This is a genomic window from Pseudomonas sp. CBS (assembly GCF_024734645.1).
In the GTDB taxonomy this organism is placed as follows: Bacteria; Pseudomonadota; Gammaproteobacteria; order Pseudomonadales; family Pseudomonadaceae; genus Aquipseudomonas.
Genome location: NZ_CP102929.1, coordinates 5,755,876 through 5,771,241, shown reverse-complemented (window position 1 = coordinate 5,771,241; position 15,366 = coordinate 5,755,876). Strand labels below are relative to the sequence as shown.

The 15,366-nt window shown below is 59.5% G+C and carries 12 protein-coding genes and 1 pseudogene; 4 read left to right on the top strand and 9 right to left on the bottom strand.

The genetic code is table 11. The annotated features are described in order from the left end of the window. Positions 1-63: 63 nt before the first annotated feature. The 8 genes from rseP to rpsB all read right to left on the bottom strand — a co-directional run bounded on the left by rseP (position 64) and on the right by rpsB (position 7,538). Positions 64-1,416 carry a sigma E protease regulator RseP gene (gene rseP / locus NVB75_RS26280; RefSeq protein WP_258343996.1) on the bottom strand — a complete coding sequence of 451 codons (1,353 nt, stop codon included), beginning with the start codon at positions 1,414-1,416 and terminating at the stop codon, positions 64-66. A gap of 53 nt (positions 1,417-1,469) precedes the next feature. Then, positions 1,470-2,660: a 1-deoxy-D-xylulose-5-phosphate reductoisomerase gene (gene ispC / locus NVB75_RS26275; protein WP_258343995.1), complete on the bottom strand. Its 1,191-nt coding sequence runs from the start codon at positions 2,658-2,660 to the stop codon at positions 1,470-1,472. Next, positions 2,657-3,463 carry a phosphatidate cytidylyltransferase gene (locus NVB75_RS26270; protein ID WP_258343994.1) on the bottom strand — a complete coding sequence of 269 codons (807 nt, stop codon included), beginning with the start codon at positions 3,461-3,463 and terminating at the stop codon, positions 2,657-2,659. The genes ispC and NVB75_RS26270 overlap by 4 nt, the downstream gene beginning before the upstream one ends. Further along, positions 3,463-4,218, bottom strand: a complete 756-nt coding sequence (gene uppS / locus NVB75_RS26265) for a polyprenyl diphosphate synthase (protein ID WP_003219323.1) — start codon at positions 4,216-4,218, stop codon at positions 3,463-3,465. The genes NVB75_RS26270 and uppS overlap by 1 nt, the downstream gene beginning before the upstream one ends. A gap of 17 nt (positions 4,219-4,235) precedes the next feature. Further along, on the bottom strand, positions 4,236-4,793 hold the full coding sequence (gene frr / locus NVB75_RS26260; RefSeq protein WP_010176756.1) for a ribosome recycling factor: 558 nt from the start codon (positions 4,791-4,793) through the stop codon (positions 4,236-4,238). Next, complete coding sequence (gene pyrH / locus NVB75_RS26255; RefSeq protein ID WP_003219327.1) at positions 4,790-5,533, bottom strand: UMP kinase; 744 nt, start codon at positions 5,531-5,533, stop codon at positions 4,790-4,792. The genes frr and pyrH overlap by 4 nt, the downstream gene beginning before the upstream one ends. A 211-nt stretch (positions 5,534-5,744) precedes the next feature. After that, positions 5,745-6,608 carry a translation elongation factor Ts gene (tsf, locus tag NVB75_RS26250; protein ID WP_008432237.1) on the bottom strand — a complete coding sequence of 288 codons (864 nt, stop codon included), beginning with the start codon at positions 6,606-6,608 and terminating at the stop codon, positions 5,745-5,747. A gap of 192 nt (positions 6,609-6,800) precedes the next feature. After that, positions 6,801-7,538, bottom strand: coding sequence for a 30S ribosomal protein S2 (gene rpsB, locus NVB75_RS26245; RefSeq protein WP_003219330.1), 738 nt, complete (start codon positions 7,536-7,538; stop codon positions 6,801-6,803). Positions 7,539-7,923: 385 nt separating this feature from the next. Between rpsB and map the strand changes: the two genes are divergently transcribed. The 4 genes and pseudogenes from map to NVB75_RS26225 form a co-directional block, all read left to right on the top strand. After that, on the top strand, positions 7,924-8,706 hold the full coding sequence (gene map, locus NVB75_RS26240) for a type I methionyl aminopeptidase (protein WP_258343993.1): 783 nt from the start codon (positions 7,924-7,926) through the stop codon (positions 8,704-8,706). 61 nt (positions 8,707-8,767) lie between these two features. Further along, positions 8,768-11,470 (top strand): [protein-PII] uridylyltransferase, encoded by a 2,703-nt coding sequence (locus NVB75_RS26235; RefSeq protein WP_258343991.1) that lies wholly within the window; start codon positions 8,768-8,770, stop codon positions 11,468-11,470. Positions 11,471-11,515: 45 nt separating this feature from the next. Further along, complete coding sequence (dapC, locus tag NVB75_RS26230) at positions 11,516-12,715, top strand: succinyldiaminopimelate transaminase (protein WP_258343990.1); 1,200 nt, start codon at positions 11,516-11,518, stop codon at positions 12,713-12,715. A gap of 133 nt (positions 12,716-12,848) precedes the next feature. Further along, a pseudogene (locus tag NVB75_RS26225) lies at positions 12,849-13,442 on the top strand (peptidase M12); the annotation flags it as partial. 109 nt (positions 13,443-13,551) lie between these two features. Here the strand turns inward: NVB75_RS26225 and NVB75_RS26220 are convergent. Beyond that, positions 13,552-15,195, bottom strand: a complete 1,644-nt coding sequence (locus NVB75_RS26220) for a Na+/H+ antiporter (RefSeq protein ID WP_258343989.1) — start codon at positions 15,193-15,195, stop codon at positions 13,552-13,554. Positions 15,196-15,366 lie beyond the last annotated feature (171 nt).

The following is a 15,366-nucleotide window of genomic DNA, read 5'->3' as shown; positions in this document are numbered from 1 at the left end:
TTATTCCAACTGGCAATAAACAAACTGCCGCAAAATGCGGCAGATTCGCAATTCAGCGAAGCGTTACAGTCGTCCCAGATCGTTGACCAGAGCTAACAACATCACCCCGACCACCAAACTGATACCGATCTGTATCCCCCAACCCTGCACCCGATCCGACAAGGGGCGACCACGCGCCCACTCGACCAGATAAAACAACAGATGCCCCCCATCCAACACTGGAATGGGCAACAAATTCAGAACCCCAAGGCTAATACTCAGATAAGCCAGGAAATTCAGGAAATCTACAACGCCCGACTGGGCAGAAGCGCCCGCCACTTTAGCAATGGTTATCGGTCCACTCAAGTTTTTTACCGAGAGCTCGCCGAACAACATTTTCTTGAGGGAATCGAGGGTCAGCACACTCATGGTCCAGGTGCGTCTCGCACCCTCGCCAATTGCCGCCAACGGCCCGAAACTGACCTCTCGCACCATCGACGGTGGCCACTCGACACCTTTCACACCGGCACCCAGGTAACCCCCGGCCGCCTTGGCTTCCCCGCGAACCGCCAGGGTTACAGGGACGTCGATTTGAGCACCATCGCGCTCAACTTTCAGCACAATTTTGGTATCAGGCCGAACACGCACCAGATCCACCACTTGCTGCCAGTCACCCAGCACCTGGCCATCAAGGGCCAACAGGCGATCGCCGGTTTTCAGACCTGCGGCCTGGGCCGGCCCTTTCGGATCCAGCTCTGCCAGCACCGGCGGCAGGGCCGGACGCCACGGACGGATGCCCAGGGACTTGATCGGATCAGGCTCATCGGAGCCCTTCAGCCAGTGGTCCAGGGCCAGTTCGCGCGGGGTTTCGGCAGTGGAATCCTGATCGCGCACCACCAGCTTCACGATGCCGCTTTCACCCAGGCGACGCACCAACTGCAGATTGACCGCGCCCCAACCGGTGGTTGGCTCGCCATCAACTGAAACAATTTCCTGCCCGGCGATCAGGCCCGCCTTGGCCGCCATGCTGTCCGCTTCAACCGCACCAATGACCGGCCGCACCTGCTGGCTGCCCAGCATCGCCAGGACCCAGAAAAACACCATCGCCAACAGGAAGTTGGCAATCGGCCCTGCTGCAACGATGGCAATGCGCTGACGAACGGTCTTGCGATTGAAGGATTGGTCCAACTGATCAGCCGGTACTTCACCTTCGCGCTCATCCAGCATCTTGACGTAGCCGCCCAACGGGATCGCCGCAATCACAAACTCGGTGCCACGACGGTCGTGCCAGCGCAACAACGGCATGCCGAAGCCAACGGAGAAGCGCAGCACCTTGACGCCGCAACGACGCGCGACCCAAAAATGGCCAAATTCGTGGAAGGTGACCAGCACACCCAGAGCAACCAGGGTGCCGACAATCATGTAGAGCGCACTCATCTAATTTCTCCGCATTTCAATCCAGTGCCTGAAGACTCAAACACGCCTAAAGACTAGCGCGCATTGCGGTTCAACCACTGCTCGGTCAAGGCCCGGGCCTTTACATCCGCTTCGAACACCGCACCCAGATCATTCACAGGGACGACGGGTTCAAGGTTTAAAACGTCTTCGATCATACTCGCGATCTGCGGAAAGCGGATGCGCCGGTCCAGAAACGCCGCCACCGCCACTTCATTGGCCGCATTCAACATCGCCGGGGCGCTGTTACCCGCCTCGGCAGCTTGCCGCGCAAGACGCAGGCAAGGGAAGCGTTGCTCGTCGGGCGCTTCGAAATCCAGACGGGCAATGGCAAACAGATCCAACGGCGCAACACCCGAATCAATCCGTTCCGGCCACGCCAGCGCATTGGCGATCGGCGTACGCATGTCCGGATTGCCCAACTGAGCCAATACCGAGCCATCCACGTAGTCCACCAGGGAATGAATCACACTTTGCGAGTGGATCACCACCTCGACCTGATCCGGCCGGGCATCGAACAGCCAGCAGGCCTCGATCAGCTCCAGGCCTTTGTTCATCATGCTCGCTGAATCCACCGAGATCTTGCGCCCCATGGACCAGTTCGGATGCGCACACGCCTGATCAGGAGAAACATGCTCCAGATCGGCCAGCGGCGTCTGTCGGAACGGACCGCCGGAAGCTGTCAGCAGAATCCGGCGCACACCCACCTGGCTCAACCCACGGGCAAAATCACCGGGCATGCACTGGAAAATCGCGTTGTGCTCGCTGTCCAGCGGCAACAGCACGGCGCCGCTCTTGCGCACCGCCTGCATAAAGAGCGCACCGGACATCACCAGGGCTTCTTTATTGGCCAGCAGAATCTTCTTGCCTGCATCAACGGCTGCCAGGGTCGGACGCAAGCCGGCAGCACCGACAATGGCCGCGACGACGGTGTCGACATCAGGGTCAGCCGAAACCTGGCACAACCCCTCCTCCCCCACCAATACCTGAGTCGCCAGGCCCGCAGCGCGCAGGTCATCCTGCAAACCCTGTGCGGCTGCCGCTTCAGGTACGACGGCGTATTGCGGCGCGTGGCGCACACACAGCGCCAGCAGTTCGCTTAGGCGACTGAAGCCGGTCAATGCAAAGACTTGGTATCGATCGGGATGGCGGGCAATCACATCCAGGGTGCTTAGCCCCACCGAGCCGGTGGCGCCCAGCACGGTTACCTGCTGCAGGCGGCTCACGAGGCAGCCATCCACAGCAGTACGGCAAAAATCGGGATCGCGGCCGTCAGACTGTCGATGCGGTCCAGAACGCCACCGTGACCCGGCAGCAGGTTACTGCTGTCCTTGATCCCGGCCTGACGCTTGAACATGCTTTCAGTCAGGTCACCGACCACCGAGATAAATACGACCACGGCCGCACCCACCAGGGACAGCAGCATTTCCTTGACGGTCCAGCCACGCACCACACCGACCACCAGGGTAATCACCAGGGTCAACGCCAGGCCGCCATACACGCCTTCCCAGCTTTTACCCGGGCTGACAGCCGGCGCCAGCTTGCGCTTGCCGAAGGCACGACCAGAGAAGTAGGCACCAATATCAGCACCCCACACCAGTACCATCACCGCCATGATCAACCAGTTACCCAACTGCATCTGCTTGATGTAGACCAGCCCCTGCCAGGCGGGCAGCAAAATCAACAGACCGATCACCAGCTTGCAGGCAACACTGGACCAGTGCCCGCTGGTGCCCGGATACGTCAGCACCAGATAGGTCGCCAACGCCCACCACAACACCGCCGCCCCCAGCACCCAGGGTGCCAGGTCCGGCAGGATGTACATCAGGAACATCAACAGCGCCAAGACAGCGGCGTACACCACACGAGGCAACTGTGCGGCGAAACCCGCCAGGCGTGCCCATTCCCAGGCACCCAGCGTCACGACCAGGCCAATGAACAGTGCGAAGTTTGCACCTTCAAGCAGGAAAAACCCGCACAGGGCAATAGGCAGCAGGATCAGCGCCGTGATGATTCGTTGTTTAAGCATTAAACCCGGGCTCCAGCTTCGATCTGCTCGCTCGTTTTACCGAAGCGACGCTGACGGGAAGCGAAATCGGCCAGCGCATTGCGCATGGCATCGTGTTTGAAGTCCGGCCAGAACAGGTCGGAGAAGTACAGTTCGGTATAGGCCAACTGCCACAACAGGAAGTTGCTGATGCGATGGTCGCCACCGGTACGAATACACAGGTCGGGCAATGGCAGGTCGCCGGTTACCAGACAGGTTTGTAACAGCTCGGGCGTGATGTCTTCCGGGCGCAGATGGCCGGCCTGCACTTCCCGCGCCAGGCGCTGCGCTGCCTGGGCAATATCCCACTGGCCGCCGTAGTTGGCTGCGATCTGCAGCACAAAACGGTTGCTGCCGGCAGTGATCGCCTCGGCTTCGCGCATGGCCGCTTGCAGCTCCGGATGGAACCGCGAACGGTCGCCGATGATGCGCAGGCTGATGTTGTTCTCGTTGAGGCGCTTGGCCTCACGACGCAATGCCTTGAAGAACAGGTCCATCAAGGCACTGACTTCCTCGGCCGGGCGCTGCCAGTTTTCACTGGAGAACGCGAACAAGGTCAATACTTCGACCTTGGCCTCGGCACACACCTCGATCACGGCACGCACCGCATCGACACCCGCTTTATGCCCGGCAACGCCCGGCATAAAGCGCTTCTTCGCCCAGCGATTATTCCCGTCCATGATGATCGCGACATGGCGCGGCACCACGGAAGGCACAGTCTGCTTGGTCTTTTCCATGAAGGCGTCCTGACCCCTTATACGGCCATCAGGTCCTTTTCTTTATCTTCCGTGGCCTTGGTGATCTGGGCCTCGGCGTCTTTAGTCAGCTTGTCGATATCGGCGACGGCACGGCGCTCTTCGTCTTCACTGATTTCCTTGTCCTTGACCAGCTTCTTCAGGTCACCCAAGGCATCACGACGAATGTTGCGCACGGCAACACGCGCATCTTCAGCGGCGCTGCGCGCCTGCTTGGTGAAGCCCTTGCGGGTTTCTTCGGTCAGGGCAGGCATGGAGATCAGCAGCAATTCGCCCAGGTTGGTCGGATTGAGGTTCAGGCCGGCGCTCTGGATGGCTTTGTCGACGGCGCCGAGCATGTTGCGCTCAAAGGCTACGACTTGCAGGGTGCGCGAATCTTTGACAGTGATGTTGGCCACTTGAGTGATCGAGGTATCAGCGCCGTAATACGGCACCATCACGCTGCCCAGAATGCTTGGGTGAGCCTTGCCGGTACGAATCTGGCCAAATGCATGGTTCAGAGAGTCCAGGGATTTCTGCATGCGCTCTTGAGCGTCTTTTTTGATTTCGTTGATCATTGTTCGATTTCCTCGATCAGAGTCCCTTCCGCGCCGCCGTGTACGATGTTCAGCAGGGCGCCGGGCTTGTTCATGTTAAATACGCGCAGCGGCATCTTGTGGTCGCGGCACAAGCAGATTGCCGTCAGGTCCATCACGCCCAGCTTGCGATCCAGCACTTCATCATAAGTCAGATGATCGAACTTCTCGGCATGCGGGTCTTTGAATGGGTCTGCCGTGTAAACACCGTCAACCTTGGTGGCCTTGAGCACCACGTCCGCGTTGATCTCGATACCACGCAGGCAAGCTGCCGAATCGGTGGTAAAGAACGGGTTGCCGGTACCGGCAGCAAAAATCACTACCTCTTTGGCATCCAGGTGACGCATGGCTTTGCGACGATCATAGTGATCCGTTACGCCCACCATGGAAATAGCCGACATGACGATCGCGGTGATGTTGGCGCGTTCGAGGGCGTCACGCATCGCCAGGGCGTTCATCACAGTGGCCAGCATGCCCATGTGGTCGCCCGTCACCCGATCCATGCCGGCAGCGCTCAGTGCCGCACCACGGAACAGGTTGCCGCCGCCGATCACCAGACCGACCTGAACACCGATACCGACCAGTTGGCCGACTTCCAGCGCCATGCGATCGAGTACTTTGGGATCGATCCCAAACTCTTCCGAGCCCATCAGGGCCTCGCCGCTAAGCTTGAGTAGAATGCGTTTATAGCGAGCCTGATGACCACTGCCCTGCTGAGCCATTGCGAATCTCTCCTGCGGCGTATTTTTTGAAAATTCTTGGCAAGCCGTTTGCGGCCTGCGTTCACTCTAGCTTGACGCTGTCACAGCGCCATCGGAACACGGCTTTGTAAGCCAGTTCCAAAGGGAAACCAATAAAAATCGATCACCCCATTTGAAAAGAGGCTGCGCGCGTAAGCGGGCAGCCTCTTTTGGGCGACAGTTAAAAACTGTCTTACTTCTTGGTGGCAGCCAGCTGGGCAGCAACTTCTTCAGCGAAGTTGTCGACCGGCTTCTCGATGCCGTCGCCTACTTTGTAGTAGGTGAAGGAAACGATTTCAGCACCGGCTTTCTTGGCCAGTTCGCCAACCTTGATTTCAGGGTTCTTGACGAACGCCTGCTCAACCAGGGAAGCCTCAGCCAGGAACTTGCTGATACGGCCTTTGACCATGTTTTCAACGATGTTTTCAGGCTTGCCTTTGATTTTTTCTTCGTTCAGCTGCAGGAACACGGCTTTCTCGCGTTCGATGGCTTCAGCAGAAACTTCAGATGGCAGCAGGAATTCAGGGTTGCTGGCCGCTACGTGCATAGCGATGTCTTTGGCCAGTTCAACGTTGCCGCCTTTCAGGGCAACCACAACACCGATTTTGTTGCCGTGCAGGTAAGCACCCACAACATCGCCTTCAACGCGGGTCAGGCGACGAATGTTAACGTTCTCGCCTACTTTACCCACCAGAACCAGACGATCAGCTTCTTGAGCTTCGATCAGCGGAGCGGCGTCGGTCAGTTTGTCAGCGAACGCTTTTTCAACGCTGGCAGCGACGAAGTTTTTGAAGTCGTCTTGCAGGGCCAGGAAGTCGGTCTGCGAGTTAACTTCCAGGATAACGGCGGATTTGCCGTCTTCCTTGATTGCGATAGCGCCTTCAGCAGCTACGTTGCCTGCTTTCTTGGCAGCCTTGATGGCGCCCGAAGCACGCATGTCATCAATGGCTTTTTCGATGTCGCCGCCGGCCTTGGTCAAGGCCTTTTTGCAATCCATCATGCCTTCGCCGGTACGCTCACGCAGTTCTTTAACCAACGCTGCAGTAATCTCTGCCATTTTCAAAATCCTCTTGGATAGGTTTTCAACCATTCCACCCGATTGAACGGGCGATCAATTCTTCCCGAATCACCCTTGTAGGCCGCTGCACGTTACAGATGTTGTAGCTGCGCTGCCGACAAATGGTTTTCGAGGTGGCAAAAAGGGGGCCAAGCCCCCTTTTTGCTTACTGAGTCAACGCCAAGGCGTCAGTTACTCAGCTGCTGCTACCGGAGCTTCTTCAACGAACTGCTCGGTGCCGCCAGCAACGTGGTTGCGGCCACGGATTACAGCGTCAGCCATCGAACCCATGTACAGCTGGATAGCGCGGATTGCGTCATCGTTGCCTGGGATGATGTAGTCAACGCCTTCCGGGCTGCTGTTGGTATCGACTACGCCGATAACCGGGATGCCCAGCTTGTTGGCTTCGGTGATCGCGATGCGCTCGTGATCAACGTCGATAACGAACAGTGCGTCAGGCAGACCGCCCATATCCTTGATACCACCCAGGGAACGATCGAGCTTTTCCAGGTCGCGAGTGCGCATCAGCGCCTCTTTCTTGGTCAGCTTGGCGAAAGTACCGTCTTCGGCTTGCACTTCAAGGTCACGCAGACGCTTGATGGAAGCACGGATGGTTTTGAAGTTGGTCAGCATGCCGCCCAACCAGCGGTGATCGACGTACGGCGAACCGCAACGTGCTGCTTCTTCAGCAACGATCTTGCCAGCGGAACGCTTGGTGCCGACGAACAGAATCTTGTTTTTGCCCTGGGCCAGGCGCTCTACGAAAGTCAGAGCTTCGTTGAACATTGGCAGGGTTTTTTCAAGGTTGATGATGTGGATCTTGTTACGCGCGCCGAAAATGTACTTACCCATTTTCGGGTTCCAGTAACGGGTCTGGTGACCGAAGTGCACACCGGCCTTCAGCATATCGCGCATGTTGACTTGGGACATGATAGTTCCTTAATAAGTCGGGTTTGGCCTCCACGTATCCCAATGACCAACCAGCGGCATTCGCCTCCGGCACCCAGGTCATCGTGTCGACACGTGTGTGGATTTAAGCTTTGCGGGGTATCCCCGGAAAGCGGCGCATTTTATACCACAGAGCTTGCAAAAACGAAACCCGCAATCACATTTGCCGCCAGTCGCTTTTGCCTAAGCCTTTGAATAGAGCCAGAATGCCCCCATCCTTATAGACAGAAGCGATCGCCAGACGCTCATGGTTTCACCCCTGCGTCTGCTAGAATCGCGTTTTTTGGGCTTGTGCGAATTCTGCAACCTTTTGTCGCACACCCGTAAACCGTATTGATTTCAGCGCCTCGCGCTAGAGAGAGCCTGTATGACCGTCACCCTCAAAACCGCCGAAGACATCGCTGGCATGCGTGTTGCCGGCAAACTGGCTGCCGACGTGTTGGAAATGATTGCCGAACACGTCAAGCCCGGCGTCACCACCGAAGCGCTGGACCGCATTTGCCACGACTATATCGTCAACGTGCAAAAGGCCATCCCTGCGCCGCTGAACTACAAGGGTTTCCCCAAATCGATCTGCACCTCGATCAACCACGTGGTATGCCACGGGATTCCCGGCGACAAGCCGTTGAAAGACGGTGACACCCTGAACATCGACGTCACCGTGATCAAGGACGGCTACCACGGCGACACCAGCCGCATGTTCCACGTCGGCAACGTGCCGGTCTGGGCCGAGCGTCTGTCGCAAGTCACCCAGGAATGCATGTACAAGGCCATCGAGATCGTCAAGCCTGGCTGCCGCCTGGGCGACATCGGTGAAGTCATCCAGAAGCACGCTGAAAAGAACGGCTTCTCGGTGGTGCGCGAATTCTGCGGCCATGGCATCGGCAAGGTATTCCACGAAGAGCCGCAGATCCTGCACTACGGCCGTGCCGGCACCGGCATGGAGCTGAAGGCAGGCATGACCTTCACCATCGAGCCGATGATCAACCAGGGCAAGGCCGACACCAAGGTACTGGGCGACGGCTGGACCGCCATCACCAAGGACCGCAAGCTCTCGGCGCAGTGGGAACACACCCTGCTGGTCACCGACACCGGCTACGAGATCTTCACCCTGCGTGCCGACGACACGATTCCTCGCGTTTCGGCGTAATGTTTGCACCGGTTTTCTAATAGCAACGCTGTGACCCATAGATAGAAAGGAAAACCGATCGATGCCCCAGGTGGATCCCGAACTCTTCGACCGTGGCCAGTTCCAGGCGGAACTGGCGCTGAAGGCCAGCCCCATCGCCGCCTTCAAGAAAGCCATTCGTCAGGCCCGCGAGGTGCTCGACGGGCGCTTCCGCACGGGCCGGGACATCCGCCGCCTGATCGAGGACCGCGCCTGGTTCGTCGACAACATCCTGCAGAAAGCCTGGGAACAGTTCAGCTGGAGTGAAGACGCCGATATCGCCCTGGTGGCGGTCGGCGGCTACGGCCGTGGTGAACTGCACCCCTACTCCGATATCGACCTGCTGATTTTGCTCGATAGCGCCGATCACGAGATTTTTCGCGATTCCATCGAGCGTTTTCTGACGCTGTTGTGGGACATTGGCCTGGAAGTCGGCCAAAGCGTGCGCTCGGTGGACGAGTGCGCCCAGGAAGCCCGCGCCGACCTGACGGTGATCACCAACCTGATGGAAAGCCGCACCATCGCCGGCCCCGAGCGCCTGCGCCAGCGCATGCTGGAAGTCACCAGCACCGCACACATGTGGCCGAGCAAGGACTTCTTCCTGGCCAAGCGTGCCGAACAGAAAGCCCGGCACCACAAATACAACGACACCGAATACAACCTGGAACCCAACGTCAAAGGCTCCCCCGGCGGACTGCGGGATATCCAGACGATTTTGTGGGTCGCGCGTCGCCAGTACGGCACCCTGAACCTGCGCGCCCTGGCCGGGGAAGGCTTCCTGGTAGAGAGCGAAAACGCCCTGCTGGCCTCTTCCCAGGAATTCCTGTGGAAAGTGCGCTACGCGTTGCACATGCTGGCCGGCCGCTCCGAAGACCGCCTGCTGTTCGATCACCAGCGCTCCATCGCCACCCTGCTGGGGTTTGAAGGCGAAGACGCGAAGACCAGCATCGAAAGCTTCATGCAGCAGTATTACCGGGTGGTGATGAGCATTGCCCAGCTCAGCGACCTGATCATCCAGCACTTCGAAGAAGTGATTCTGGCCCCGGAAGACGAAGCACCGCCGCAGCCGATCAACTCGCGCTTCCAGCTCCACGATGGCTACATCGAGGCTCGCAACGACAACGTGTTCAAACGCACGCCGTTCGCCATGCTGGAAATCTTTGTGCTGATGGCCCAACAGCCGGAAATCAAAGGCGTACGCGCCGACACCATTCGCTTGCTGCGGGAAAACCGTCACCTGATCGACGACGACTTCCGTCACGACATTCGCAACACCAGCCTGTTTATCGAGCTGTTCAAGTGCAAGATCGGCATCCACCGCAACCTGCGGCGCATGAACCGCTACGGGATCCTGGGGCGTTACCTGCCGGAGTTCGGCTTTATTGTCGGGCAGATGCAGCACGACCTGTTCCACATCTATACGGTGGACGCCCACACCCTGAACCTGATCAAGCACCTGCGTAAGTTGCAGTACACCCAGGTGTCAGAGAAATTCCCGCTGGCCAGCAAGCTCATGGCGCGGCTGCCCAAGCCTGAGCTGATCTACCTTGCCGGCCTGTACCACGACATCGGCAAGGGCCGGCACGGTGATCACTCGGAAATTGGTGCGGTGGACGCCGAAGCGTTCTGCCAGCGCCACCAGTTGCCGCTGTGGGACAGCCGTCTGATTGTGTGGCTGGTGCAAAACCACCTGGTGATGTCCACCACCGCCCAGCGCAAGGACTTGTCCGACCCGCAGGTGATCCATGATTTCGCCCAGGCCGTCGGCGACGAAACCCGTCTCGACTACCTGTACGTGCTCACCGTCTCCGACATCAACGCCACCAACCCGACGCTGTGGAATTCCTGGCGCGCCAGCCTGTTGCGCCAGCTCTACACCGAGACCAAGCGCGCGCTGCGTCGCGGCCTGGAGAACCCGGTGGACCGCGAAGAGCAGATCCGCCGCACCCAAAGCGCGGCCCTGGATATTCTGGTGCGTGGCGGCAACGACCCGGACGACGTCGAGCAACTCTGGTCGCAACTGGGGGACGACTATTTCCTGCGCCACACCGCTGGCGACGTGGCCTGGCACAGCGACGCGATTCTGCAGCAGCCGGCCGATGGCGGGCCGCTGGTGCTGATCAAGGAAACCACCCAGCGCGAGTTCGAGGGTGGTACGCAGATCTTCATCTACGCACCCGACCAGCACGACTTCTTCGCCGTGACCGTGGCCGCGATGGACCAGCTCAACCTGAACATTCACGACGCCCGGGTCATCACCTCCAGCAGCCAGTTCACCCTCGACACCTACATCGTGCTCGACACGGAAGGCGAGTCCATCGGCGACAACCCGGAGCGAGTGAAAAAGATCCGCAAAGGCCTCACCGACGCGCTGCGCAACCCTGACGACTACCCGACCATCATCCAGCGCCGGGTACCGCGCCAGCTCAAGCACTTTGCGTTTGCCCCCGAGGTGACCATCCACAATGACGCCCAACGCCCGGTGACGGTGCTGGAACTCAGCGCGCCGGACCGCCCGGGCCTGCTGGCGCGGATCGGCACAATCTTCCTGGAATTCGACCTGTCGTTGCAGAACGCCAAGATTGCGACCCTGGGCGAACGGGTGGAAGACGTGTTCTTTATCACCGATGCCGACAACCAGCCGCTTTCCGACCCTGAACTGTGCCGACGCTTGCAGGAAGCCATCGTCCAGCAGTTGAGTGTCAACCAGGAAACCGGCGTCGAGATGTCACGCTTGAGCATCTGACCGACCGCCATTTTCAGCTTCCAATGAATTGAACGAGATTTATCGATGAACAATGCCCTGAACCAGTTGCAGCCCTACCCGTTCGAGAAATTGCGCGTCCTGCTGGGCAGCGTCACGCCGAACCCGGACAAGCGTCCGATCGCCCTCTCCATCGGCGAGCCGAAGCATAAATCTCCGCAGTTCGTCGCCGACGCGCTGGCCAACAACCTGGACCAGATGGCGGTGTACCCCACCACCCTGGGCATTCCCGCCCTGCGCGAAGCCATTGGCGCCTGGTGCAAACGTCGTTTCAGCGTGCCCAAGGGCTGGCTGGACCCGGCGCGCAATATCCTGCCGGTGAACGGCACCCGTGAAGCGCTGTTCGCCTTCACCCAGACCGTGGTCAACCGTGGCGACGACGCGCTGGTGGTCAGCCCGAACCCGTTCTATCAGATCTACGAAGGCGCGGCGTTCCTCGCCGGGGCCAAGCCGCACTACCTGCCGTGCCTGGATGAAAACGGCTTCAACCCGGATTTCGACGCCGTGTCGCCGGACATCTGGAAACGCTGCCAGATCCTGTTCCTGTGCTCGCCAGGCAACCCGACCGGCGCACTGATTCCCGTCGACACTCTGAAAAAGCTGATTGCCCTGGCCGACGAATACGACTTCGTAATCGCCGCCGACGAGTGCTACAGCGAGCTGTACTTCGACGAACAAACCCCGCCGCCGGGCCTGCTCAGCGCCTGCGTCGAACTGGGTCGCCAGGACTTCAAGCGCTGCGTGGTGTTCCACAGCCTGTCCAAACGCTCCAACCTGCCGGGCCTGCGTTCGGGCTTTGTGGCCGGCGACGCCGAAATCCTCAAGGGCTTCCTGCTGTACCGCACCTACCACGGTTGCGCGATGCCGGTGCAAACCCAACTGGCGAGCATCGCCGCCTGGCAGGACGAAGCCCACGTGCAGGCCAACCGCGATCTGTACCGGGAGAAGTTCGATGCCGTGCTGGCGATCCTCAAGCCGGTGCTGGACGTGCAAAACCCGGACGGCGGCTTCTACCTGTGGCCGAACGTGAAGGGCGACGATGCGGCGTTCTGCCGGGACTTGTTCGTGGAAGAACACGTGACCGTGGTACCGGGCTCGTACCTGTCGCGGGAAGTGGACGGGGTCAACCCGGGCGCCGGGCGCGTGCGCCTGGCACTGGTTGCGCCGCTGGCGGAGTGTGTGGAAGCGGCGACGCGGATTCGCGACTTTATTCAGCGCAATCGGTAAGTCCCTGGGGGCTCGCACCCTGCAATGGGGTGCGAGTCTGAAGAAACATATATATCGCAGCACTCCGCTCGGAACATCTCTGATAGGCAGGCCACTCAAGGACCACAACGGCTAACCAGAGAACCCAGCGACGATGATATCCCCCATCCTTCCCGCCCTGCCCCACCTGCCAAGCCCGGCAGCACCCGAGAGCGTTTCAAGAACCAAGCGCAACGTCGCGGACTCCGAAAAGTACTGGCCACAGGGAGCGACCCTGAAAGTCGCCATGTACGGGGCCAGTGACGCTTTTATCGAGACGGTAAAAAGCGCAGCCGAAAAATGGCTGCCGCATATCAACCTCAAATTTGATTTTGTATCCGGCAGCCAGGGAGATATTCGGATCGCGCAAACCTTCACCAGCAAGCAAGGCAGCTCGGCAATAGGCACCGATGCACAGAAAGTGCCGGCAGACGAACCCACCCTGCTGCTGCCCCATGATCATCAGGACCCAAGGTTTGCTTATGTTGTCACCCACGAGTTCGGGCATGTGCTCGGGGCGCTGCATGCGCATCAACATCCTGACACCGAAATACCCTGGAACAGGCCCAGGGCGTATCTGCTCTACAGCTTCGGCTTAGGCAAGTCCAGGACTGACGTCGACGAACAGATCCTGCCCAAACCCCGCAAAAGCACCTATCACTATGAGCCCTATGATCGCCATTCGATCATGCATTACGACATCAACAAGGTCACCACCGATGGAAAATGGGAGCAACCGGAGAGCCCGCAAATCAGTGCCGGGGATATTGCTCTGGTGAGCAAGGCGTATCCCAGGATGGCGCATGAGGCAAAGTCGGTTACTTCACCTGCCCCAGATTCGCCTCGCTCATATCCAGCTCAGCCAGCACTTCTCGCAAAACATCATCGCCGATGGCGTGATGCCGACTCAGACTGTACAACTCAAGGCGCTGGGCTCGGAGTGCCTTGAGCCGCAACTTGCGCTCCAGTTGGTCCATCTGAAACGCCAGCGCCTGGGCTTCGGCCGAATCATTGAACACCTCCAATTGATGACGATACTCCGACATCAACCGCGCCTTGAGCTCGGTGGCCAAGGCTGCCTGGGCGGCATCCAGAGGTGCAGCTTCAGCGGGATCTTCGGTTTCGAGTGCATGGATAGCAGCCACGGCGGTCTTCTTCCAGGCCTCGCGCACTTCATTGTGGCGTTTCTCATCCGGGCTCTTCTCGATGCCGCGTAACAGCAGCGGCAACGCGATGCAGGCCGCGACGAGCGAGAGCAGGATCACACCGGCGGCGATGAAGATCAGCAGGTCGCGCTCGGGAAAATCCTGCCCCGGCGCAAGCAGTAACGGTACCGACATCACACCCGCGAGGGTCACGGCACCGCGTACGCCACCGACGGTCAGCAGCCAGCAGGACCGCGCGGTGGGCACCAGTGTCAGCTCACTTTTCCCACGAATCCGGCGTAATAAACCCGACAGGCGCCAGATGCTCTGCACCCAGATAAACCGCAACACCACCAGCACCAGGAAAATCGCGATCACGTCCAGGCAGCGATACAACAACGTCGGCCACAGCGTCGGCTCGTGACTGACCACCGCCTTGATGATGTCCGGCAATTGCAGGCCCAGCAACAGGAAGATCAAGCCGTTAAACGCAAACTCCAGCAGCGACCAGACACTGCGGTTGAGCAACCGGGTGCTGGTCTGGCGCGGCAGCAGGTCGAGCCAGCTTTGCATCATCCCCGCGGCCACTGCCGACAAGATGCCCGAGGCGCCAAGGCGTTCGGCCAGCACGTAGGCAGCAAACGGCAGCAACAACATGAACACCACGTGCGTCGCCGGGTCGTCCCAGCCCCGGGCGATCATCCAGGCACGCAGGCGGCCGACCAGCCAGCTCAAGGCCACACCGACCGCCAGGCCACCCACGGCCACCAGCACAAAGGTGAGGCTCGCATCCGCCAGCGAGAACACTCCGGTCAGCGCCGCCGCCAGGGCGAATTTGAAGGTCACAAGGCCCGAGGCATCATTCATCAACGCCTCGCCCTGGAGCATGTGCATCAGTGGCGTCGGCAAGCGGTTCTGGGAAATGGCTGACACCGCCACGGCATCCGTCGGCGACAACACCGCCGCCAGGGCGAAGGCCACCGGCAGTGGAATACTCGGCAACAACCAATGAATGAAATACCCGGCACCGACCACGGTGAACAGCACCAGGCCCACCGCCAGCGTCAGGATCGGCCCGCGCAGGCGCCACAGTTCTCGCTTGGGCATACGCCAGCCATCGGAGAACAGCAGTGGCGGCAGAAACAGGAAAAGAAACAACTCGGGATCAAGGGCTACGTGCAGGCCCAAGGTCGGCCACGCCAGCAAGGCACCGGCGGCGATCTGCACCAGTGGCAACGGCAGTGGGATGATGCGCCCTACAAGGCGCGAAACGCTGACCAGCATCAGCAGGATAAGTACGGTGTAGGCGGTTTGCATAACGCGGGATTCCCAGACAATCAACTTGCAACAACACACATCAGGCAACAACTCGCCGTTGAAGTGCCATATTAGCCGCCTATGCTGCGCGATGGCCTTTGCACAAAAGTCGCACGCGAGCAAAACGTAATGTTGACGAGCGGCGCCGAAAGCCGCTGGCCATGGCATAAT